The sequence below is a fragment of the Devosia epidermidihirudinis genome (assembly GCF_000971295.1).
Classification (GTDB): Bacteria; Pseudomonadota; Alphaproteobacteria; order Rhizobiales; family Devosiaceae; genus Devosia; species Devosia epidermidihirudinis.
In genome coordinates this window covers 186,160-208,938 of record NZ_LANJ01000019.1, presented here as the reverse complement: position 1 = coordinate 208,938, position 22,779 = coordinate 186,160, and the positions used below count along the sequence as shown (strand labels likewise).

The window sequence follows — 22,779 nt, the reverse complement described above, 5'->3', positions numbered from 1 at the left end:
CGGGCCTAGCCTAGTCCAAACCGGCTGACAGGGCATGTCAGTAGCGTCAGGCGGCGATGGCCTGACGCTGATCGACGAGGCAGAACTGGTTGCCCTCTGGGTCGCGCATCACAGTGTAGGTGGGCAGGACGCGGACGATCTCGGCCCCATTGGCCTTGAGGCGCTCGACTTCATCGGACCGCTGGGCCACTTCGACATCGAAATGGACGCGATTGTTATCGGGGCGGCGGCCTTCGACGTTCTGAAAGCAGATTGAAGGGCCGGGGCCATCGACCATCACGGTTGGGTCGGTTTCCGGCGTCAGGCCGAGCGTGGCGAGCCGAGCGATCTCGGCCTGGTCATAGTCGCGCACCGCATAGCCATCGAGGAGCTCCGCCCAAAACTGGGCCAGAAGCGCGGGCTTGTCACAGTCGAATACGATTTCGTGGATGGCACCCATGGTCATCTCCTTGCTGTCGTAGCCGACTCGGTTAACCCCGAAATGCGGCGAGACTGGTGCAAGCGAGCAAACGGCCCTGCTCGCCGGCTGAACCCGGCGCGCAGGGCTGGTGTTTATTGTGCAGGGGTGAGGCTGCCGGGATTGAAGAATTCCATGATAATGCCGTGGTCAGTCTGCACATAGGCGCGGATCAGGCCGCCCCATGGCTCAACGGACGTGGCGTTAATTCCGCGGTCCTGCAGTTCGCGCAAAATGGCGTCAGACCGGAATGTGGAGAAATCCCGCTGGCTGTCACCGCCGCGATCACGTGTCTGTTCAGCAAAAGAAACGGCAGGCATGGCGGCGCTCAGGGCGAGAGCGGAGACCAGGGCGAGAGCAAATTTTGATTTCATTTTGAGGACTCCTTTCATTGTAAAGAACAAGTGGTTGGCCGGCCAAATGGTTGCAAGTGCCCGTCATCACAGTAAATTTCCGCAAGTCCCCCTTGTATTTGTTCCTCCTCGCGCCAAGGCCCCGGCGCCGAAACGCCGGGGCGGATTTGACCTTAGGACTTGGGCAATTTGCCAAGTAGATCCCCCAGCGAAGGCAAGGTGATCGTATCGCGTGGAGGCTGTACGATTTTCTTGGCATCCGGCTTGCGGGTGGGGATCGGGGCACCGTGGCGCGGCACGTTGTTGGAGTGGGCGACCTGCTGAGGACGCTGGAACATGTTTTTGGGCATGACAAAGCCTTTCTTCATCCCCGTCCGGCGCTTTCAACGCAGCGGCGGGGTTTGAAAACGGCGCAGCGCAAAGCGCCGCGCGATGAAGCGTGGTTTTGGTGGGACGCCGGGGCTGTCGTTCAGGAGGGGATGAGCGGTGCCATCAGTGTGGCAGGGCGCACATGAAACTGACCTTCGCTGGAGCGGCAACCACGCAGAACTGGTCACACGCTGGCGTGGAACAGTCGGCTCGTCGGGCGTCCGGGGCGAAATATCAGATCATTTTCGTGCGAAACCTCATCTGGGGTAGGCGCAAAATCTAAAAGCAGAACGGGCCGGCGTCAACCGCCGGCCCGTTTGCGGGATTGTTATGGTTCGAGACGGCCGATTTCGGGCTTCTCATCGACGCTCACATTGACCTCGTTGCGGGTCTTGTAGAGCGAGAAGATCACGCCACCGGCCAGGATCGACAGCGTCACGACCAGCGACAGCAGGGTGTCGATGTGGATGTGGAACGGTACGAGCGAGATCTTGATACCCACCAGCACCAGAATGATGGCCAGCGAAACCTGAAGGTAACGGAAGCGGTTCATGGCGGCGGCGAGCGCGAAGTAGAGCGAACGCAGGCCCAGGATGGCGAAGATGTTCGAGGTGTAGACGATGAACGTGTCCTGGGTGACGGCGAAGACCGCCGGCACGGAGTCCACGGCGAACACCAGATCGACGACTTCGACCATGATCAGCGCCACGGCCAGGGGAGTCAGCCAGGTAACGATCTTGCCGGTCTTGGGATCGGGCTGCTTGACCGTGAAATTGCGGCCGTGCAGTTCCTTGGTGACACGGAAGCGCTTGGAGATGAACTGGAAGACCTTGTTGTCGTCGAGATTGGCCTCTTCGTCCTTGTGGCTGAACATGCGAATGCCGGTGAACACCAGGAAGGCGCCAAAGCCGAGCAGGATCCAGCTGAACTGGTTGACCAAGGCCGCACCGACGCCGATCAGCACTGCGCGGAACAGGATGACGCCCAGAATGCCCCAGAACAACACGCGGTGCTGGTAGATGCGGGGGATGGCGAGGAAGCCGAAAATGGTCGCGATGACGAACATGTTGTCCATCGCCAGCGACTGTTCGAGCAGGTAGCCGGTGTAGAATTCGAGCCCGGCTTCTGCGCCGCGCTGCCACCAAACCCAGGCGCCAAAGGCCAGGGCAATGGCCACGTAGAAGCCGTAAAGCGTCAGGCTCTCCTTGGCCCCGATCTCGTGCTCATCCTTGTGCAGGACGCCCAGATCGAAAACCAGTAAGCCAATGACGATCGCGAGGAACGCGACCCAGAAATAGACGGGAGTACCGAGAAAATCGCCCATAAGGGCGCCAAGAAGCGATTCCATCGCCGGACCTTCTCCATGTTAAGTTGGAGCAGCTCCGACATCACGAGAGTATAAGTCACTCTCGCCAGAGGGGCCCGGCGCCGCACCGACAAAATGCCTGAACGGTTGAAAAGTTCAAGCCCCCGCGACAAAATCGCATTTGGGGGCTGCAGAGGGGCAGGCAGGGAAGGCGTTATCGGCTTAGTGCGGGGTGCACAGCATCACGATGGCATTGGCTGTTTCGAGCTGCAGTGCCATGCCGAAATTGGGATCGGGCACAACGCGTCCGGCCTGGATCGAGCGGGCGTCCTTGAGGCCGCCATCGTTGAACTGAACGCCATCCTGATATCCGGTAACCGTGCCGGTGCCGGACGATTTATCGCCCACCGTGGTCGAGGCAAAACCATAGACCCCGCCATAGATGGTCAGGATCCCCGCCTTGGAGGCGGTGTCGTCGCGACAGCCCCAATTGCCCTGAAACGATTGGGCGAATGCCGGGGTGGCGGTGAGGGCGATGAGTGAGGCTGTGAGGGCGAATCGGCGCATGGATTGACAGTGCAGGGCGACTGCGTCGCTTTCAAGAGCGGCGCTTGAGCAAAGGCCCGATAACCGGCAGTTTGGTGAGCGCGAGCAACACGCGAAGCTTGAGCGGCATGGTGTAATCGCGCAGCTTGGAGAAGCCGACGAGATCGGCGCTGTAAACCAGCTCACCCCGTTGATTGACCGCTGTCAGCCGGTTGAACAGCAGGCCCCAGCCGGGAATGGAGTTGGACGCGCGCTTGTCGGTGACGACCAGTTGATAGCTCACGGTGTCGCCGGGGCGGACGGGCGCCTTGAACTCCATGGAATTAACGCCAGGGGAGGGGCCGGACACGCCGGGCTCCTTGCCCTCGGCGCGCAGGCGGTCCTCTTCGGCGAAGAGCGTGTCCACCATCTTGCGATGTCCGATGCTGACCGTGTGCCACCCGCTGGCGACCAAGCCGCCGAAATGGCTGTGCTTGGCGGCTTCGGCGTCGAGGTGGAAATATTGCGGATCGTATAGCGTGGCGAAGCGGATGATTTCATCAGCATTGAACGTGTGGCTGCCGAGATCAAAATTTTCGTCGAGGATGATGTCTTCGAACCAACGGGTCATGCGACTGCTCCCTCGCGCGTTTCTACCATATTGGCGAGGCGCATCGTCATCACCTGCTTGCCGTTCTGGTTCCTGACGTCAAAGTCGAGCGCCATGATGCCCCATTGCGGGTGGGTTTCCGAGCGGCGCAGTTCGGCGATGGTAACCGTGCCACCAATGGTGTCGCCCACCATGACAGGACTTTTCCAGCGCAGATCGGTGAAGCCGAGGCCGCCGGCAGAGGCGAGCTTGGAGAGGAAGCTATCGACCAGCATGCGCAGGCTCAGCGCGCCGGTCTGCCAACCGCTCGAGGCGAGCCCGCCGAGCAGGGAGGCCTTGGCGGCGGCTTCGTCGAGGTGGAACGGGAACGGATCGAACTCGCGGGCAAAGCTCGTGATCATGTCCTTGGTGACCAGGGTGTGGCCCAGGTCGATGACTTCACCGAGCGTCAGATCTTCGAAATGCCGCCGATTTTCGGTTACAGGATTGGTCATTTGCTTGCCCTATACGTCAACGAGCGTTCTCGCGCCTTTTGGCCGTGGGGGCAAGGGGGATTGCGAGAGGATCGGGGCACTAGCATCTCAGTCGACACCCTCCCCCTTGCGGGGAGGGAAGCGAGATAGGCGTTAGCTTGCTAACGCCGTGATCGAGCCGGGTGGGGGTATGGCTCCGCAAGCGCGGCGCTCTTGACTATACCCCCACCCTTGATCCCTCCCCGCAAGGGGGAGGGTGTCGACTGATGGATCTGAGTAAATTGCGGACTGCGCACCTATCGCCCGCGCCGGTAGCCCTCATCCTGAGCCTGTCGAAGGACGAGGGCGTGGCACGATCTGCACACCCGACCTCGTGGTTCGACGGGCTCAGCATGAACTCTCCCGACCTACGTCCCTGCCGCCAGTCGCATGGCGGTGCGGTAGTCCAGCGGTGTCATGGCGTGGTAGCGGCGGAAGGCTTTGGAGAGGTAGTTGGCGTCGCTGAACCCGGTTGCCGCCGCGATGGCCACGACGCTCATATCGGTGGCGAGCAGCAGGCGTTCGATGCGCTCGATGCGGCGGTTCATGACGAAGGCCGACGGGGTGCTGCCGGTGGCTTTGGTGAACGCGCGGACGAAGTGGGCGCGGCTCAGCTCGGCGATGGCCGCGAGACGGTCGACCTGTAGCGTGGTGGTGAGGTTGGCGTCGATATGCGCCACGACGCGGGCGAAGGCGGGCGGCAGGGCGCGGTCGGGGGGATTGACCGTGGCAAAGGCCCCGTCATGCAGGGCTGCCATGGCGGCATAAGTGGCAGCGGAAGCCTCGCCTGGGGTGATCGGCGAGCGGTCAATCAGGGTGAGGCAGGCGTCGGCCAGACGGTCGATGACGGGCTCGGCGAGGGTCAAAACCGGGCCTGCGGAATCGATGATTTCGCGGGCTAAACGGAGGGCTTCGCGGCCGTTTAGGACCATCCAGAAATACTCCCAGCGCTGGCCGCGTTCGAGCCAGTAGCGGTGCGCGTGGGGGAGGCTAAGGACCATGGTCTGGCCGGGGGTAAGTCGGTATTGCGTGCCGGCGAAATCAAGCCGGCCTTCGCCGACCAGAGTGTGCTGAATAACGAGGAAGGGCGCGGTTCCGCGCTGCAATCCGTCCCAGTTATAGACCTCGTTTATGCGCTGCTCATAGCCGGCGCTGATGGCCATGCAATGGAGCGGCGCGGCGCTTTTTGGCAGGGACAGGGCACGCACTTTGTGGCCGTAGTCGATCAACTGATTGAGCACAAAATTACCCTCATTGGCACAAGGTTTCTCTACACGAAATGCGACTCTCCGGCTAGCAATTAGGCGGGATAATGCGAGGCCAGCCAAAGCGGGCCACAGGGAGGACATTTCGCATGGCATTCAAGGTTACAGTGATTGGCGCTGGATCGATCGGCTTCACCAAAACGCTGATCTCCGACCTGCTCAAGGTGCCCGAATTCGTCGATTGCGAATTTGCGCTCACCGACATCAATCCGGCCAACCTCGACATGGCCAGACAGATCATCGAGACCATCGTTTCGGTCAACAAACTGCCAGCCAAGGTGACAGCGACGACGAACCGTCGTGAGGCCATCACCGGCGCGCGCTATGTGATGAGCTGCGTCCGCGTCGGTGGGCTCGAGGCCTTTGCCACCGACATTCAGATCCCGCTGAAATACGGCGTGGACCAGTGCGTGGGCGACACCATCTGCGCCGGTGGCATTCTCTATGGCCAGCGCAACATCCCGGTGATCCTGGATTTCTGCAAGGATATCCGCGAAGTGGCCGAGCCCGGCGCGCTGTTCCTCAACTATGCCAACCCGATGGCGATGAACACCTGGGCGGCCGACATGTATGGCGGCGTCAATGTGGTGGGTCTCTGTCACGGCGTGCAGCATGGCGCCCATCAGATCGCGCAGGTGCTGGACGTGGATGACAGCGAGCTGGACTATGTCTGCTCGGGCATCAACCACCAGACCTGGTACATCGATATCCGCGCCAAGGGCCGCAAGATCGAGGCCGACGAGCTGATCGCAGGCTTTGAAAAGCACCCGGTCTATTCCAAGCAGGAAAAGGTGCGCATCGACGTGCTGAAGCGCTTCGGGGTCTACTCGACCGAGTCCAATGGCCATCTCAGCGAATACCTGCCCTGGTATCGCAAGCGTCCGGAAGAGATCGGCAAGTGGATCGATATGAGCGACTGGATCCACGGCGAGACCGGCGGCTATCTCCGCCACTCGACCGAGCGTCGCAACTGGTTTGAGACCGATTTCCCGATGTTCAAGGAACAGGCCAACAAGCCGCTGTCCGAACACAAGCGCACAAGCGAACATGCCAGCTACATCATCGAGGCGATGGAAACCGGCCGCACCTATCGCGGCCACTTCAACCGCCGCAACAACGGCATCATCACCAATCTGCCGGATGACGCGATCATCGAAAGCCCCGGTTTTGTCGATCGTTTCGGCATCAACATGGTCGAAGGCATCACCCTGCCAACGGCATGCGCCGCAACCTGCTCGGTGTCGGTCTCGGTGCAGCGCCTGTCTGTGGAAGCGGCAATGACGGGGGACATCAACACGCTCAAGCTCGCCGTGCTGCATGATCCGCTGGTCGGCGCCATCTGCACGCCCGATGAAGTCTGGGCCATGGTCGACGAAATGGTCGTGGCGCAGGCCCAGTGGCTGCCGCAATATGCGGACGCGGTGCCCGCCGCCAAGGAGCGCGTTGCCAAGTCGACGGTCAAGACGCGCGACTGGGAAGGCGCCGCCCGCAAGCGCGTCCGCTCGGTCGAAGAGCTGCGCGAAATGACCGGCGGCCATCACTAACCACCACGCATCCTCCCATGCGCTGGTCGACCCTCGGAGTGATCCGGGGGTCTTCTTGTTTGGGGGGAGGGAAGTGTACCCCCACCTAGCCTCCCCCTGAAAAGGGGGAGGAACCGGGCGGTGGGTGGGGTCGGATGGTGCCCATGCCCGGATCTGCTCCTCCCCCTATTCAGGGGGAGGTTGGGAGGGGGTACCCTTTCTGCGAATGGGCAGCATTCTCTCCACCACCACCGCGCTTCCCGCGGACTTGATCCGCGGGTCACTGTCCGCTTGTGCCGTGTGGAGAATGGCCCTCGGATCAAGTCCGAGGGCAGCGGCGGTGGGTGGAGAATAGGCGTATGCAGGTCAGTCGGGACTGTCTAGATGGGCATTCAAGGTTCCCTCCCCACCGCTCGTCACCCTCGGGCTTGACCCGAGGGGACTGCACTTACTCAAGCTCCGGCAGGAAGAGCCCTCGGGTCGGGCCCGAGGGTGACGACTGAGGGATTAGGAGCGGGCGAAGGGAAGAGTACCCCCACCTAGCCTCCCCCTGAATAGGGGGAGGAATACCGGCGGTGAGTGGGCGGGATGGTGCCCATGCCCGGATCTGCTCCTCCCTCTTTTCAGGGGGAGGTTGGGAGGGGGTACCCTTCCTCACCCTCCGATTTTCCCTCAAAGAAATCCGGGTTTCACAGATTGTGCCGCCTTGCGCCATCCCCATCTTGCCCGACCCCACACGCCCCAATAGGCTCCCCTCAAGGGAGAACAAGCGATGGAAAAACCAGCGCATTTTGTGATTGTGGGCGGGGGGACGGCGGGCTGGATTGCGGCGTTCGTCATTCAGGACGAGGCACGGCGCAAGGGGCTCGATATCAAGATATCGGTGGTGGAATCGTCCAAGATTCCCACAGTGGGGGTCGGCGAGGCGACGACGGCGGCGTTTCGGGTGCTGCTCAAGCACTTCAAGATCGATGAGTTCGAGTTTTTCCGCAAAACCGACGCCAGCTTCAAGCTGGGCATTCGCCATCAGGACTGGCGGCGGCCGGGCTACACCTATTATGGGCCGATCGATGATCCCCATCAGGTGATCCAGCCACCCGCCGGCGCGCCCTCGGATTATCTCAATGTCTATGCGGTGGCGGCGGGGCGGGCAGTGCAGGAAATGCACATGTTCCAGCCGCTGCTGGAGCAGAAAAAGGCCCCCTATGCCCGAAAGGCCGACGGCTCGCTGATTGCGTTGGGGCCGTTTCACCATGCCTATCATTTCGATCAGGCGCTGGTGGGCAAGTTCTTTGCCAGCAAATCCAAAGGGGTCGACATTATCGACGCCACGGTGGCCGGGGTGGAGCGCGACGGCGAGAGCGGGGCGATCACGGCGCTGGTGCTGGACGATGGCAAGACCATCGAAACCGACTTCGTCATCGACGCGACCGGGTTCCGCAAGCAGATCATCGTCAAGGAGCTGAACGCGCCCTGGAAATCCTATGCTCATGAGCTGCCGGTGAACCGGGCGCTGCCGTTCTGGCTGGAGAAAAAGCCGGGCGAGGAGCTGGCCAATTACACGCTGGCCTGGGCGCAGAGTTCGGGCTGGATGTGGCAGATCCCGACGCGGACGCGCTATGGCTGCGGCTATGTCTATTCTGACGAGTTTTCGACGCCCGAACAGGCCAAGGCCGAAGTGGAGCGGGTGCTGGGTCGCGAGATTGAGGCGCGCAGCGATATCCGGTTCCAGATCGGTCGGCTGGAAAATGCCTGGATCGGCAATTGCATTGCCGTGGGCCTGAGCTCAAGCTTTCTGGAGCCGCTGGAATCCACGTCGATCCACGGGACGATCGTACAGATGATGCTATTTTCTCAGCATTACCTCAAAGATCCCAAAGCGATGACGGACGAAGATCGCGCCGACTACAACCAGCGGGTCGGGCGGCAGGTGGATGACTTCCGCACCTTTGTGAACACCCATTATGTGACCGAGCGGGACGATACGCCGTTCTGGCGTGAGGTGCGGGCCAACCGCATCCACCCCGAGACCAAAGAGCGGCTGGCGCACTGGAAGCGGCAGATGCCGCGGCACGAGAACTTCCCAAACTATCTGGGCGGGCTGCCGCATATCGAGACGCAGCTGCATTATCCGGTGCTGAGCGGGCTGGGGCTTTTGGACCAGTCGCTGGCGCGGGCGGAAATGGATCGTGACCCCAAGCTCAAGCGCTTTGCGCAGGAGACGTTCAACAGTCTGGTGAAGGAATATAAGGCGGCGGCCGATCAGGCGCTGGGGCATGCCGAATTTCTGCAACTGGTGCAGGAGATGGGATGAGGCGCCTGGCGCCCCATCCCCAAAGGTCAGGGCGCCGGAACGTGCGGCACGGTTGTGGGATCGCCGTCGACGGCTGCTGCCAGCGCGGGCGGCAGCGCGTCGAGCAGATATTCCAACGACAGCGGGGTCTGCCAGCTCATGGCGGCATAGGCGATGCCTTCGGGATCATCGAGCCAAATGGCGCGACCTTCCTTGGCCATGCGGCTGGACTTGAACAGGGGCATGGCCTCGATGGTCTTTTTGCCATTGGCGTCGCCACCTTCGATGGGCAGGACTACGGCGTCGAGATCGAGCATGGCGAAGTTTTCCGGGCCGATGGTGATGCGGTTGTCCGGATCGGATTTGGCGTCGAGGTCGGCGGGGAAAACCATGCCGAGATCGGTCAGGAAGCGGGTGCCAAGATCCTTGCTGCTCCAGGCGGTGAAATTGGGCGCTTCGTAGTAGACATTACTGGCGGTCTTGCCCTCGATCTCAGGATAGGCGGCGCGGGCGGCAGCGACGCGGCTGGCAATATCGGCCACGATGGCGTCGGAGCGCTCGGTGCTGCCCCAGACGGCCTGATCGATGTAACGCAGCTCGACCTGCCACGGCACGCCCCAATCGTCGAACCCGGCAGGAGTGGTGATGACGGGCGCGATCTTGGACAGCTCCGCGTAGAGCCCGCTATCCATCGGCAGGTAGATGGCGACGATGAGGTCGGGGTTCTGCGCCAGCACCCATTCCAGATTTGTCGGGTCGGCTTCGACCACGGATGGCTCGGCGCCAAGGGACTTGCGCGCGGCTTCGGCCCAGGGCCAGGTGGCGTAGGGATATTCGCCAAACCAGTTGGTGACGCCAACCGGGGCAACGCCGAGGGCATAGAGGAAATCCTGCTCATGCCAGCCGACCGACACCACGCGCTTGGGCTGGGCGGGGATGGTCACCGTGCCATAGCTGTTCTCCAGCGTGATGGGAAATGACTGGGCGGCGGCGGGCGCGACAAGCGCCGCAACGGCGGCTAAGGCTATGAAGATACGACGTGAAAACATGATGGTCCCCGGACAAGCTGCAGGATTTGTATATTGATGACTAAGATTGTCAACTTATGATCGACGTGGTTCCATTTGTGCTCGCGGTGCTGGCTTTGCTGGCGGTTCCGGGGCCAACCAATACCCTGATGGCGGCGTCTGGGGCGCAGCGCGGCGTTGTTCCATCGCTGCCGCTGATGGCGGGCGAGCTGGGCGGCTATTTCATCGCCATCACGGTGTGGATCGAGCTGGTGGGCGCGGCGGCGGCGAGCCAGCCGCTGGTGCCGGTGGTGGCCAAGCTGATCGCGGCGGCGTTTCTGGTGTGGTCGGCATGGAAGCTTTGGGCCAATGCGGGGCGGGCTGATCTGAGCCAACGCGGGATCACGCTGGGGCGGGTGTTTGCGACGACGCTGATCAATCCCAAGGGGCTGGTATTCGCCTTTGCGATCTTTCCCCATGTGGGGTTTGTCGAGCGGGTGCCCTATCTGGCGGTGTTCGCGGGGCTGGTGATCACAACGGCGCTGGGCTGGATGACGCTGGGCAGCGTCGCGGCGCGGGGCTCGGCGGGATTGCTGACGTCGTCGCGGGTGGAGCGGGTGACGGCAATTGCGCTGGCGGTGTTTGGAGTGGTGTTGGCGGGGCAGACCGTGCAGGGGCTGATTTAGGGCAGAGTACCCCCACCTAGCCTCCCCCTGAAAAGGGGGAGGAATACGTCTGGTGCTCGGGCGCAATCTCACCCCACCCGCCGCCCGGTTCCTCCCCCTGTCAGGGGGAGGCTAGGTGGGGGTACTCCGATGCTTCCGTCTCCCCACAAAACCCAAACGACCCCAGCGCTGGTGCGCCGGGGCCGCTTTTGGAAGCAGGGGAGGTGTTGCGCCGCGAATTACGCCACGCGCTGCTTCCGGGAACCACGGGCCCATTCTGGCAGCATGGTGCCATGGGCTTCGAGCAGGTCGTCCACCACGTTCCAGATCTGGTCGAGATCGAGTTCGGCGGCGGTGTGCGGGTCCATCATCGCGGCGTGATAGATGTGCTCGCGATTTTCTTCGATCAGCGCGCGGACGGTGAGTTCCTGCACGTTGATGTTGGTGCGCATCAGGGCGGTCAGCTGGGGTGGCAGCTCGCCGATATAGGTCGGCTGCAGGCCGTTGTCGTCGACCAGGCATGGCACTTCGACGGCGGCGTTGTAGGGCAGGCTGGTGATGACGCCATTGTTGCGCAGATTGCCGTAGATCACCGAAGGTTCGCCGGTCCAGACCGAGTTGACGATGGACGAAGCATATTCCTTGGACTGCTGGACTTCGATGCGATCGGCCTTGCGGTAATCGTCCGAGGTCTTCTTCCACTTGGCAATCTGCTCGACGCAGCGCTTTGGATATTCGTCCAGAGGAATGCCGAACTTTTCAATCAGGTCTTCGCGGCCTTCCTTGATGAAGTAAGGGGTGTATTCGGCGAAGTGCTCGGAGCTTTCGGTGACGAAGTAACCGAGGCGCGTCATCATCTCGTAGCGCACCTTGTTGGGGCAGCGCGGGTTCCAGCCTGGCTTGGGCGCACGGCCTTCGGCATAGGCGCGGTGCAGGGCTGGATAGAGATCGACATAGGAGCCGTCGGGCTGGCGATGCTCAAACTTGAGGTAGAAGGCCATGTGGTTGATGCCGGCCGAGCGGTAGCGGATTTCCTCGTAGGGAATGTCGAGGTCGTGCGCCAGTTCCATGGCTGTGCCCTGCACCGAATGGCACAGACCGACCTGCTTGATGGTCGGGTACTTCTCGGAAATGGCCCAGGTGTTGATGGCCATCGGGTTGACGTATTGCAGCATGATCGCGTCGGGCGCGACCTGTAGCATGTCTTCGCAGATGCTCCAGAGATGGGGCACGGTGCGCAGGCCGCGCATGATGCCACCAACGCCAAGGGTGTCGGCGATGGTCTGGCGCAGATTGTACTTCTTGGGGATGTCGAAATCGATGACCGTCGATGGCTCGTAGCCGCCGATCTGGAAGCAGACGACGACAAAATTGGTGCCATCCAGCGCCTGGCGCTGGTTGGAGAAGGTCTCGACCGTGGCTGGCACGCCCAGAGTGGCGATCAGCTTTTTGGCGATGATTTCGCTTTCTTCCAGACGGGTCGGATTGATGTCCATCAGGCGGATATTGGCGCCGGCGAGGGCGGGGCGTTGCAGGATGTCACCGACGATGTTCTTCATGAACACGGCCGAACCGGCGCCGATGAAAGTGATGTTTGGGTTTGCCATTAGAACTGCTCCAGCTAGGCGGCTATTTCGAAGGCGGCACGCACCAAACGTGCCGTATATTCGGTTTGAGGATTGATGAGGACTTCACTCACCGGGCCCTGTTCCACGATCTTGCCGTGTTGCATGACCATGACCCGATGGCAGAGGGCGCGCACGACCTTGAGGTCGTGGCTGATGAAGAGGTAACTGAGGCCTTTTTCGTCCTGCAGCTTGCGCAGCAGGTCGATGATCTGGGCCTGCACGCTGAGATCGAGCGCCGAAGTGGGCTCGTCGAGCAGGATGAATTCGGGCTCCAGCGCAATGGCGCGCGCGATGGCGATACGCTGACGCTGGCCGCCCGAGAACTCGTGTGGAAAGCGGCTGAGAATGCCCTCGGGCATGCCGGCGTCTTTGAGCGCCTGCCGGACGCGGTCGATGCGTTCCTTGCCATTGGCACCGATGCCGTTGACGATCAGCCCTTCCTCGATGATCTGGCGGATCGACATGCGGGGGTTAAGGCTGGAGAACGGGTCCTGAAACACGATCTGCATGCGGCTGCGCAGGGGGCGCATGGCGGCGCGATCCTTGTCGTGGATCGGCTCGCCATCAAAGAATATCTCGCCGCCCTGGGTATTGATGAGGCGGATCAGTGCCTGACCAAACGTGGTCTTGCCCGAGCCTGACTCGCCCACAATGCCCAGCGTTTCGTGACGCGCCAGTTTGATGTTGAGATTGTCGACGGCCTTGAGCTCGAAGAAGTCCGGGTTGAAGAAGCCGCCGCGCTTGAGCGTGAAGTTGACCTTGACGTTCCTGCCTTCGAGCACGGTGTCGTGGCCGTCGGCGAGGGGCAGGGCGACGCCTTTGGGTTCGGACGCCAGCAGGTGTCGCGTATAGGCGTGCTGCGGATTGGCGAACAGCGCCTCGGTGGTGTTGTGCTCCTGCACCCGGCCATTCTGCATGACATAGACATATTCGGAGAACTGACGCACCACGGTCAGATCGTGGGTGATCAGGATCACCGCCATGCCGTATTTGTCCTTGAGGTCCTTGATCAGATTGAGGATCTGGGCCTGCACGGTCACGTCGAGCGCGGTGGTGGGTTCGTCGGCAATCAGCACGTCGGGGCGGTTGGCGAGGGCCATGGCGATCATGACGCGCTGGCGCTGGCCGCCTGAAAGCTGGTGCGGGTAGTTGTTGAGGCGGGCCTTGGGCTCGGGAATCTGCACTTCTTCGAGCAGGGCCTCGGCCTTGGCCATGGCATCCTTGCGGCTCATGCGATTGTGCAGGTGCAGGATTTCGCAGATCTGCTGGCCAATCGTATAGACCGGGTTCAGCGAGCTCATGGGCTCCTGAAAAATCATGGCAATGTCATTGCCACGCAGCTTGCGCATATCGCTTTCGCTGGTCGCGACAATGTCCTTGCCGGACAGCGTGATGCGGCTGTCTTTGAGGATGGTGGCGCGCTTGGTCAACAGCTTCATTAGCGTGCGGGCAGTGACGGATTTGCCCGAGCCACTTTCGCCCACAAGGGCAATGGTTTCGCCCTTGTGCAGCTGGAAGGAGACATCGTGCACGGCGTGGACGACGCCGTCTTCGACCTTGAAATCGACGCCGATATTGCGCGCATCAAGGATCAGCTCGCGGCCGTGGGAGCCCAGATCGTGACGTTCATTGGAGATGGGAGAGGTCATCGCGGCGCTCCTCAATATGGATCGATAGCGTCGCGCAGGCCGTCGCCCAGCGCATTGAACGCAAAGACGGTGATCAGCACGAAAATCACGGGGCTCAGGATCCACGGATAAGACCCGATGACCGAGAACGAGCCGGTGTCCTGCAGCATCAGGCCCCAGGAGATCAGCGGTGGCTTCACCGCAAAGCCGAGGAAGCCGAGGAAGCTTTCGAGCAGCACCACGGCCGGCACCGACAGGGTGACGGCGACGATGATGTGGCTGAGCACGTTTGGCAGGATATGGCGACCGATGATGCGCGCATCGGACGAGCCGATGGCTACGGCGGCGCGTACATATTCGATGCGCGACAGCGACAGCGTCTTGGAGCGGACTTCACGGCTGAGCTGGGCCCAACCCAGCACCGCCATAACGCCGATCACGAAGGCGATGAACACATTGGACGGGGCGGTGATCGGGATCAGCGAGGTCAGCGCGAGATAGAGCGGCAATTGGGGGAAGGCCAGCACGAACTCGACGAACTTCTGCGTCCAGGCGTCAAAGCGTCCGCCCAGATAGCCCGAGGTAATGCCCACCGTCGTGCCGATGACCGTGGTCAACAGCGTCACGATCAGCGCGATGGTCAGCGAGATACGTGCGCCCACCAGACCGCGCGACAGGATATCGCGACCGAACTTGTCGGTGCCGAGCAAGTGGAAGGTCTTGGCTGGGTCACGCGCGCCGAAGAAGTGGATATCGGCCGGAATGAGCCACAAAATATTGTAGCTATAGCCCTTCACGAAAAAGCCGAGATCGGTCGGGTTTTCATAGTCCGGGCCAACGATTGGCTGGAAGGTGATCGGATCGAGGTCGCCACCTTCGGCGATCGGGTAGACCGTTGGCAGCAGCGAAAAGCTGCCGTCAGCCCGGAAAAAGCTGATCGTGTCGGGCGGCGCAAAGCCGATATAGGGCTGCTTGGGATCAAGCGGCGCAAAGAAATCGGCGAAGATGGCGACAAAGATCATCAGCGAGACGAGCGTCAGCCCGATCATGCCCATGACGGATTTGCGCATACGCCGCCAGACCAGCGCCAGATAGCTTTCGCCATTGGCATAGCGCGGGTCAATCCTGCCCGGAGCGTGCTGAGTGTGCTGGGCCTCGGTGGCAGGGGTGGGTGCGGGTCCACCTGCATCGGGGGGCAGGGGAATGGAGCTATCGATACCGTCGCGGCTCATGATGCACCTCCCAGGCGAATACGAGGATCAACCAGGGCGAGCATCACGTCAGAGATGATGTTGCCGATGATAAGCGTGGTGGCGAGCACCAGCATGAAGGTAGCGGTGACCCAGACGTCGCCGACGGCCATGGAGCCGGTAATGGCGGGGCCAACGGTGGCGAGGCCGAAGACGATGGCGACTTCGATTTCACCGGTCAGCATGTAGGGCAGTGCCACGCCCTGATAGGCAATCAGTGGGTGCAGGGCATTCGGCACGGCGTGCTTCATCACCACGGCGCCACGGCTGAGCCCCTTGGCGCGGGCGGTTTCGACATATTGTGCGTTCAGCACGTCGAGCAGATTGGCCCGCATGACGCGCATGTTGTAGGCGAGACCGCCAAAGGTGGCGATGGCGATGACCGGCCAGACGTGTTTGACCAGATCGACGAACTTGTCCCAGCTCCACGGCGCGCCGCCATAGCGGGCCGAGAAGAAGTTGCCCACATCCTGAACGCCCATGCGGAACACCAGGACATACATGATGACGATGGCGAGCAGAAAGCGCGGGATGGTCATGCCGAGGAAAGAGATGAAGCCAAACAGCGTGTCGACCCATGAATACTGACGGGTGGCGGCGACAATGCCCATGCCAATGCCAAGGGCCGATGCCAGGATATGGCAGGTCAGCGCGAGCATGATGGTGGCGGGCAGGCGCTCGGCGACAACCGCGCCAACAGGCTTGTTGAAATAGAGCGAATGGCCGAAATCGAAGCGGGTGAGGATGCCCCAGAGCCAGTTGATGTATTGCTGGGGAAGCGGGTCATTGAGGCCATTGGCGGCCCGGTAGGCCTCGGCCTGGGCGTTGGCGGCTGCGAACGAAGCGCCGCCCTGATTGATGGCCATTGTGCGGATGTAATCGCCGTAGTCGCCTGGAGGCGCCTGAATAATGGCGAAGGTCACAATACTTAAAAGTATAAGGATCGGTATCGCCGATAATATGCGCGATAGCAGGAAACGGATCATCGGGCCGGCTCGCAGTTCGGGGGAAAGGTGGGGGGCCGAAGCCCCCCGCCGGACGTGACGTGCTTAGTTGCTCTTGATCGGGGCGTTGCCCTTGCCGGGAGCGCCTGGCAGCGTGTCTGGGTGCAGTTCGTTGCTCGACTGCTTATCCGCCGGTACGTACATGCGTTCACGGATCAGCGAGTCTTCGGCCCAGTTGAACTGGAGGATTGGCGTACCCTCCGGCACGTTGGCGAAGCGCTTATTGATAATCAGAGCACCGGGATACTGGGTCAGACCAATAGCGTAGATGTTCTCGGTGGTGAGCTGCTGGTAGGTCTTCATCAGCGCGATACGCTCTGCCGGATCGGCCGTGGCGACGAAGGCGTTGACGGCATCGACCATCTGCTGTTCGAACGGCAGCAGATCCTGCGTACCATCTGGACCGGCGCGGTGGGCCTGGCTGATCTGCGGGCCGGTTGGGGCCAGGTTCTGGGTGTTCTGCACCACAGTGATCAGGTCAGAGCCGTTACGCGTCAGCTGCCAGTCGAACTTGCCAGCCAGAACGTTGGCATCGCGCTGGTTGCCAGCCTGGAACTGGGCGATGACACGAATGCCAAGACGTTCCATCTGAGCAATCACGCCTTCTGCCAGGCTCTTGTCGGTCTGGTAGTCGGTATTTGCCAGCAGCGTGATTTCAACGTCAGCACCACCCAGCACGTCGGCAGGGAAGTTGACGAAGCCATTGCCGTCGGTGTCCTTGAGCCCTGCCTTTTCGAGCAGCGCCTTGGCGCTCTCTTCGGAGTAGGGGTAGAACACGGTCGAAGCATCATCATAGTAGCTGGTTGGTGGCATCAGGCCGCCTGCGTAAGGCGACGTGAATGGCCCCTTCACCAGAGCTTCGCCAAGGGCGACACGATCCAGGCCGTAGCTGATCGCCTTGCGGAAATCTTCGTTACGGTTGAGTTCGCGCACGGCCTGGCCGCGAGCATCGGGTTCACCCCAGCCGTTGCCGGACAGGTTTGGATAGATCGAGTAGGAAATCGTGCGGGCGCCGAAAGCGAGGCGGGCCGGAGCGGTTTCCTCTGCCGAACGGCGCAGGGCTTCAACGAAGCCTTCTGGCTGTTCCAGGTTGGAAAGATCTGCCGAACCGGCAACGGTCTGCACGTCACGGTCTGCCCAGGTGGACAGGCGGTACTGCATTTCGTCGAGGTATGGCAGCTGATTGCCGGCTTCGTCGACCTTCCAGTAATAGGGGTTACGGCGCATCACGACGATGTCGTCAGCGCGGTATTCCACCGGAGCCCAGCCGCCCATGGTGGGCATGTTCAGGTATTCGGGTGGGAAGGCGTTCTTGAACTGGTCGTAGGTCGCGCCGTCCTTGTATTTTGGATGCTCTGCCTTGAGCAGATGGCTCGGGCCGGGGCAGAAATTGCCGTAGGCCATGGCGTAGAGATACTGGGTCGGTTTGACTTCCTTGAAGGTCCATTTGACCGTGTAGTCGTCAACGCGTTCCAGCGTGGTGCCAACGCCGAAGGTCTCCGGCGAAGCGCCGTTGAGCGGGGTCACCTGTGGGTCGAGCAGGATGTCGTTCCAGTAGAACATCAGGTCGTCGGCGTTGAACGGCGCACCGTCAGACCACTTGGCGCCTTCGATCAGGTGCATGGTGAGGGTGTGGCCGTCTTCGGACCATTCCCAGCTCTTGGCCAGGTTTGGCAGGGGTTCGAGTTCCTCGGCCTTGACCTGGAACAGAGGACCGGTGCGGGTCAGACATTCAGACAGCCCGATGTCGATGCCGCCCCAACCCTGGGACTGGCCGGCACTGTAGTTCCAGCCTTCAGGGCGACCGCCGATGACGTGGCGGATCACGTCGCCATAGGTGCCGACGCCGTCGGGCATATTGCCGGTCTTGTAGACCATTGGCTCCTTGGGCAGGCGCTCTGCGACGGGCGGAAGCTTGCCGGCGTCAACGAAGGCCTTCACAAATTCGGGCTCGTGATATTCGGGCAGCGCCTTGAATTCGAGAATGTCCTTGATCCCGACAAAGGTCGGGGTCTGCTGGGCGTCGAACTTGGCGGGCGTGGGCGGGGTCGTGGTGGGCGTAATGGTCTGGGCATGCGCTGAGATCAGCGAAACGCCCAGCATCAATCCTGCCCCACCAAGGGCAATCCTTAGTTTTCTCATAAATCCTCCCTTCGCAACGGAACGGCATTTGCTGCCGCCGACCGGACATCCCTTTCCGGTTTCAGGTTCCGTGCTTGGTTAAAATGGTATCGCTTGCCATGGGCGAAGCAATCCGGAATGCTAGAGACTTGTTCCGGGTTTCTAAGATTTGGACGGATTAGTATGATCAATGAAACTGTGGGATCGATCCCGCCGGTCCGCGAAAAAGCTCCGCGTCCGACCCCGCGTCCGGATCGCAGTTTTTACTCCTCGGGCAAGGCCTTCGGGCGCTTCGGTATCCGGTCCTTTGCCCCCCAGATCATGCGCCAACCGCACAGCCATGGCCATATCGAATTCAACTGGCTGACCCAGGGCAGCATGCAATACATGTTCGATGGTGGCCCGGTGATCCTTGGCGCGGGGCGGCTGGTGGCCTTCTGGGCGGGCATTCCGCATCAGACCATCGGGCTGAGCCCCGACACGATCGGCGGGCGCCAGCTCAATATCTATCTGCCGATGGATGCATTTCTGGAAATGCCGCAGCTGGGGCGCTTGACCGAGACGTTGATGGGCGGCGGTGTCATCCAGCTCAATCCGGATTGTGTGGGGCTCGAAACGCTGGAGCGCTGGCACCAGGACTATCGTAGCGGCAATGCCATGCGCACCGATATCGCGCGCGCCGAGATCGGCACGATGTTCCGCCGTGCGGCGATCACCGGTTGGGATGAGTTGTTGCCGGCCTGGGTGGAGGACACGGGCACGCGCACGCGCACGGGATCGCCGGTGCGCTATGTGGTGCGCATGGTGCGTCATATCGTGGAGAACATCACCGACCCATTGAGCGCGGACAGCATTGCCAAAGTGGTGGGACTGCACCCCAACTACGCGACGAACCTCTTCACCAAGGTGATGCACATCTCGGTGCAGAAATTCGTCACGCGGATGCGGTTGATCCGGGCGCGTTCACTGCTGTTCGACGGGAGTCTGTCGATCGCCAACGTGGCGTTTCAATCCGGGTTCGTGTCCCAAACCCAGTTCTACGAACACTTCCGCGCCGCCTATGGCATGACCCCGAGCCAGATGCGCAAGGATACGATTGAGGGGTAGGGGCAGTCTATCACCGGATCGTCACCCTCGGGCTTGACCCGAGGGGACTGCAATTGTTTTTAGGGACCCAAGCAAAGAGCCCTCGGGTCAAGCCCGAGGGTGACGATCTGTGGGTGGGGGCAAGGGTTGCCCGCAACGGGTACCCAGCAGACCTCATCCTGAGCCTGTCGAAGGACGAGGGCGTGGCGTTGAGCGCTCCACTCGCGCGACCTCGTGGTTCGACAAGCTCACCATGAGGTTTTGGGGAAGTTTAGCGCCGCGTCGGCAAGCTCGCACTGGGTCATCCCGGCCTGCGCCGGAATGACATTGTGGGTGGGGCACATCTGGGCCATTCGAGCGTAGCTCTCATGGCCTTAAGACCTGAAATCGCCCCACTGGGGCGATTTCGCCGCGCAGCGGCCGGTCTTAAGTATTAAACTTGAACAGCATTACGTCGCCGTCTTTGACGACGTATTCCTTGCCTTCGTCGCGGGCTTTGCCGGCTTCCTTGGCGGCCACTTCACCACCCAGGGTCACGAAGTCCTCGTAGCCGATGGTCTGGGCGCGGATGAAGCCGCGTTCGAAATCGGAGTGGATGACGCCAGCGGCGGCAGGGGCCTTGTCGCCCTTGTGGATGGTCCAGGCGCGGGTTTCCTTGGGGCCGACCGTGAAATAGGTCTGCAGGCCAAGGAGGGTATAGGCTTCGCGGATCAGGCGGTTGAGGCCAGCTTCGTGGAGGCCAAGCGATTCCAGATATTCGGCCTGTTCTGCGTCGGGCAGCTGGGCCAGCTGGCTTTCGATCTCGGCCGAGATGATGACCACGCCAGCATCGTTCTTGTGCGCGTAGTCTTCGACCAGCTTGCTCATCGCATTGCCGTTTTCGGCGGAGCCTTCATCGACGTTGCAGACATAGAGCACGGGCTTGGAGGTGAGGAGCTGGAGCTCCTGGAACGCCTTTTCCTCTTCGGCTGAGCGTTCGACGAAGCGGGCGGACTTGCCTTCGCGCAGCAGCACGAGCGAACGGTCGATCAGCTCGAGCGTGAGCTTGGCGTCCTTGTCATTGCCCTTGGCCTTCTTTTCCACGCCGGTGCGGCGCTTCTCAAGACTTTCGAGATCGGCCAGCATCAGCTCGGTTTCGACGACTTCGGCGTCGGCGAGCGGGTCGACCTTGTTGGCGACGTGGATGATGTTGCCGTCTTCAAAGCAGCGCAGCACATAGGCGATGGCGTCGCATTCGCGGATATTGGCGAGGAACTGGTTGCCCAGACCTTCGCCCTTGGATGCGCCCTTCACCAGACCGGCGATATCGACAAAGCTCATGCGTGCGGGCAGCACGTTCACGGACTTGCCAATCTCGGCCAGCTTGCCCAGACGCGCGTCCGGAACCGGCACATCGCCCACATTGGGCTCGATGGTGCAGAACGGGAAATTGGCAGCTGCTGCTGCGGCGGTGCGCGTCAGCGCATTGAAAAGGGTCGACTTGCCCACATTTGGCAGGCCGACAATGCCCATCTTGAAACCCATGGGGAACTCCGGAAAACTGTTGGCCCTGACATCGGTGAGATGGGCCGAGAAGTCAATGCGTGGCGGGGCATCGCCACCTTGCGGTCAACGCCCATGCGACCTATTAGCCATTACTAGACAAGTTTTCGAACTTCCTTTGGGGGAAAAGTGGCCGTTCTCGTTACACTGATTATCGGGGTGGCAGTGCTTGCCGCCGCAGCCTGGTATTATTATCGCGGCCGCCATGTGGGCGCGTTTGCGCAAGCTGTGGGCAATTCGCCTGCCATTCCTGCGCCCAAATCGCAGGGCCCGGTGCCCATGCTCAAGATGCCAACCGCCAAGGGCTGGGGCCCGGGCGAGAAGCCAAGTGTGAAGGCCGGGCTCAAGGTCACGCCGTTCGCACTTAACCTCAAGCACCCGCGCTGGGCCTATGTTCTGCCCAATGGTGACGTGCTGGTGGCCGAGTCTGCGTCGCTCCCCGCCGATGTGAAGGGGTTCCGCGATTACGCGATGAACCGCGTGATGAACCGGGCAGGGGCCACGCGCCCAAGCGCCAACCGCATCACCCTGCTGCGCGACGCCGATGGCGATGGCGTGCCGGAAGTGCGCGAAGTGTTTTTGAAGGATCTCAGCCAGCCCTTCGGCATGGCCCTGGTCGGCAGCACGCTCTATATCGGCAACACCGATAGCGTGGTGGCCTATCCCTATGAGACCGGCCAGACCAGCATCACCGCTGCTGGCAAGACGCTGATGACGATGAAGCCCGGCGGGCACTGGACGCGCAATCTCATCGCCAGCGCCGATGGCAGCAAGCTCTATGTGGCGGTCGGCTCGCTCAGCAATATTGGTGATGACGGCATGGAGGCCGAAGAAGGCCGCGCCTGCATTTATGAACTCGATCTGACGACCGGCGAGAACCGCATCTTTGCCGGCGGCCTGCGCAATCCCGTGGGCATGGCCTGGGAGCCGAGCAAAGGCTCGCTCTGGACCGTGGTCAACGAGCGCGACGGCCTGGGCGACGAGACGCCACCCGACTACCTGACCTCGGTGCAGGATGGCGGCTTTTATGGCTGGCCCTATAGCTATTGGGGCGGCGTGGTGGATGACCGCGTGCCGCAGGACACGGCACTGGTCGCGCGCGCCATTGCGCCAGATTATGCGCTGGGCGGCCACACTGCATCGCTCGGTCTCTGCTGGTTGCCCGAGGGCACATTGCCGGGACTGAGCGCCGGTATGGTCATCGGCCAGCACGGCTCGTGGAACCGCAGCAAGCTCAGCGGCTACAAGGTCATCTTTGTGCCCTTCGTCAACGGCAAGCCCACCGGCACCCCGGTCGACATTCTCACCGGCTTCCTTGCCTCCGACGAAAAGCACTCGCATGGACGCCCGGTCGGCGTAGCGATCGCCAAGGACGGCGCACTGCTCGCGGTGGACGACGTGGGTGACGCGATCTGGCGGGTGACGGCGGCGTAGGTCGCGTTGGGGTTCACTCTTGAGGCCATCCCGTGTGAGCGGGGTGGCCTTTTTGTTTGTGCTGAGGGATCGGAGTACCCCCTCCTAACCTCCCCCTGATAGGGGGAGGGACCTGCCGGTGGATTGGGTGAAATCGTGCCCGAGCACGGAACGTATTCCTCCCTCTTTTCAGGGGGAGGCTAGGTGGGGGTATCCTTCGCC

General features: G+C 61.6%; 20 protein-coding genes. 5 read left to right on the top strand and 15 right to left on the bottom strand.

What is annotated here, in order from left to right; genetic code table 11:
* Positions 1-46: 46 nt before the first annotated feature.
* The 8 genes from WH87_RS12710 to WH87_RS19635 all read right to left on the bottom strand — a co-directional run bounded on the left by WH87_RS12710 (position 47) and on the right by WH87_RS19635 (position 5,373).
* Positions 47-439, bottom strand: a complete 393-nt coding sequence (locus tag WH87_RS12710; RefSeq protein ID WP_046137595.1) for a VOC family protein — start codon at positions 437-439, stop codon at positions 47-49.
* Between the two features lie 113 nt (positions 440-552).
* The gene (locus WH87_RS12705) at positions 553-831 is read right to left on the bottom strand and encodes a hypothetical protein (protein WP_046137414.1); all 279 of its coding nucleotides are present in this window, start codon (positions 829-831) and stop codon (positions 553-555) included.
* 152 nt (positions 832-983) lie between these two features.
* Positions 984-1,178 carry a hypothetical protein gene (locus WH87_RS12700; RefSeq protein ID WP_046137415.1) on the bottom strand — a complete coding sequence of 65 codons (195 nt, stop codon included), beginning with the start codon at positions 1,176-1,178 and terminating at the stop codon, positions 984-986.
* Positions 1,179-1,507: 329 nt separating this feature from the next.
* A complete protein-coding gene (locus WH87_RS12695; protein ID WP_046137416.1) occupies positions 1,508-2,527 on the bottom strand; it encodes a TerC family protein in 1,020 nt (339 codons plus the stop codon).
* Between the two features lie 180 nt (positions 2,528-2,707).
* Positions 2,708-3,052 (bottom strand): hypothetical protein, encoded by a 345-nt coding sequence (locus WH87_RS12690; protein WP_046137417.1) that lies wholly within the window; start codon positions 3,050-3,052, stop codon positions 2,708-2,710.
* Positions 3,053-3,083: 31 nt separating this feature from the next.
* On the bottom strand, positions 3,084-3,641 hold the full coding sequence (locus tag WH87_RS12685; RefSeq protein ID WP_082092677.1) for a MaoC family dehydratase: 558 nt from the start codon (positions 3,639-3,641) through the stop codon (positions 3,084-3,086).
* The gene (locus WH87_RS12680) at positions 3,638-4,114 is read right to left on the bottom strand and encodes a MaoC family dehydratase (RefSeq protein WP_046137418.1); all 477 of its coding nucleotides are present in this window, start codon (positions 4,112-4,114) and stop codon (positions 3,638-3,640) included. The genes WH87_RS12685 and WH87_RS12680 overlap by 4 nt, the downstream gene beginning before the upstream one ends.
* Positions 4,115-4,500: 386 nt before the next feature.
* Positions 4,501-5,373 (bottom strand): AraC family transcriptional regulator, encoded by an 873-nt coding sequence (locus tag WH87_RS19635; RefSeq protein ID WP_046137419.1) that lies wholly within the window; start codon positions 5,371-5,373, stop codon positions 4,501-4,503.
* A 113-nt stretch (positions 5,374-5,486) separates the two neighbouring features.
* On the opposite strand from WH87_RS19635, the gene melA (WH87_RS12670) reads away from it, so the two are divergent.
* Entirely contained in the window at positions 5,487-6,941 is a 1,455-nt protein-coding gene (gene melA / locus WH87_RS12670; RefSeq protein WP_046137420.1) for an alpha-glucosidase/alpha-galactosidase, read from the top strand.
* Positions 6,942-7,692: 751 nt separating this feature from the next.
* A complete protein-coding gene (locus WH87_RS19085; RefSeq protein ID WP_052726171.1) occupies positions 7,693-9,234 on the top strand; it encodes a tryptophan halogenase family protein in 1,542 nt (513 codons plus the stop codon).
* Between the two features lie 26 nt (positions 9,235-9,260).
* Here WH87_RS19085 and WH87_RS12660 read toward each other — a convergent pair whose 3' ends face one another.
* Positions 9,261-10,262, bottom strand: coding sequence for an ABC transporter substrate-binding protein (locus WH87_RS12660; RefSeq protein ID WP_046137421.1), 1,002 nt, complete (start codon positions 10,260-10,262; stop codon positions 9,261-9,263).
* 56 nt (positions 10,263-10,318) lie between these two features.
* Here WH87_RS12660 and WH87_RS12655 point away from each other — a divergent pair, with 56 nt between their 5' ends.
* Positions 10,319-10,906 carry a LysE family translocator gene (locus WH87_RS12655; RefSeq protein ID WP_046137422.1) on the top strand — a complete coding sequence of 196 codons (588 nt, stop codon included), beginning with the start codon at positions 10,319-10,321 and terminating at the stop codon, positions 10,904-10,906.
* A gap of 218 nt (positions 10,907-11,124) precedes the next feature.
* Here the strand turns inward: WH87_RS12655 and melA (WH87_RS12650) are convergent, their stop codons facing one another.
* The 5 genes from melA (WH87_RS12650) to WH87_RS12630 form a co-directional block, all read right to left on the bottom strand.
* Positions 11,125-12,492 carry an alpha-glucosidase/alpha-galactosidase gene (gene melA, locus WH87_RS12650; protein WP_046137423.1) on the bottom strand — a complete coding sequence of 456 codons (1,368 nt, stop codon included), beginning with the start codon at positions 12,490-12,492 and terminating at the stop codon, positions 11,125-11,127.
* Positions 12,493-12,506: 14 nt separating this feature from the next.
* The gene (locus WH87_RS12645; RefSeq protein WP_046137424.1) at positions 12,507-14,162 is read right to left on the bottom strand and encodes an ABC transporter ATP-binding protein; all 1,656 of its coding nucleotides are present in this window, start codon (positions 14,160-14,162) and stop codon (positions 12,507-12,509) included.
* Positions 14,163-14,173: 11 nt separating this feature from the next.
* Positions 14,174-15,373: an ABC transporter permease gene (locus WH87_RS12640; protein ID WP_082092675.1), complete on the bottom strand. Its 1,200-nt coding sequence runs from the start codon at positions 15,371-15,373 to the stop codon at positions 14,174-14,176.
* Positions 15,370-16,377 (bottom strand): ABC transporter permease, encoded by a 1,008-nt coding sequence (locus tag WH87_RS12635; RefSeq protein WP_046137425.1) that lies wholly within the window; start codon positions 16,375-16,377, stop codon positions 15,370-15,372. The genes WH87_RS12640 and WH87_RS12635 overlap by 4 nt, the downstream gene beginning before the upstream one ends.
* A 63-nt stretch (positions 16,378-16,440) precedes the next feature.
* On the bottom strand, positions 16,441-18,537 hold the full coding sequence (locus tag WH87_RS12630; protein WP_046137426.1) for an ABC transporter substrate-binding protein: 2,097 nt from the start codon (positions 18,535-18,537) through the stop codon (positions 16,441-16,443).
* Positions 18,538-18,699: 162 nt separating this feature from the next.
* Between WH87_RS12630 and WH87_RS12625 the strand changes: the two genes are divergently transcribed.
* Positions 18,700-19,623 carry a helix-turn-helix domain-containing protein gene (locus WH87_RS12625; protein ID WP_046137427.1) on the top strand — a complete coding sequence of 308 codons (924 nt, stop codon included), beginning with the start codon at positions 18,700-18,702 and terminating at the stop codon, positions 19,621-19,623.
* Positions 19,624-20,028: 405 nt separating this feature from the next.
* Here WH87_RS12625 and ychF read toward each other — a convergent pair whose 3' ends face one another.
* Positions 20,029-21,126: a redox-regulated ATPase YchF gene (gene ychF / locus WH87_RS12620; RefSeq protein WP_046137428.1), complete on the bottom strand. Its 1,098-nt coding sequence runs from the start codon at positions 21,124-21,126 to the stop codon at positions 20,029-20,031.
* 177 nt (positions 21,127-21,303) lie between these two features.
* Between ychF and WH87_RS12615 the strand changes: the two genes are divergently transcribed.
* Entirely contained in the window at positions 21,304-22,578 is a 1,275-nt protein-coding gene (locus tag WH87_RS12615) for a PQQ-dependent sugar dehydrogenase (RefSeq protein ID WP_407060047.1), read from the top strand.
* Positions 22,579-22,779 lie beyond the last annotated feature (201 nt).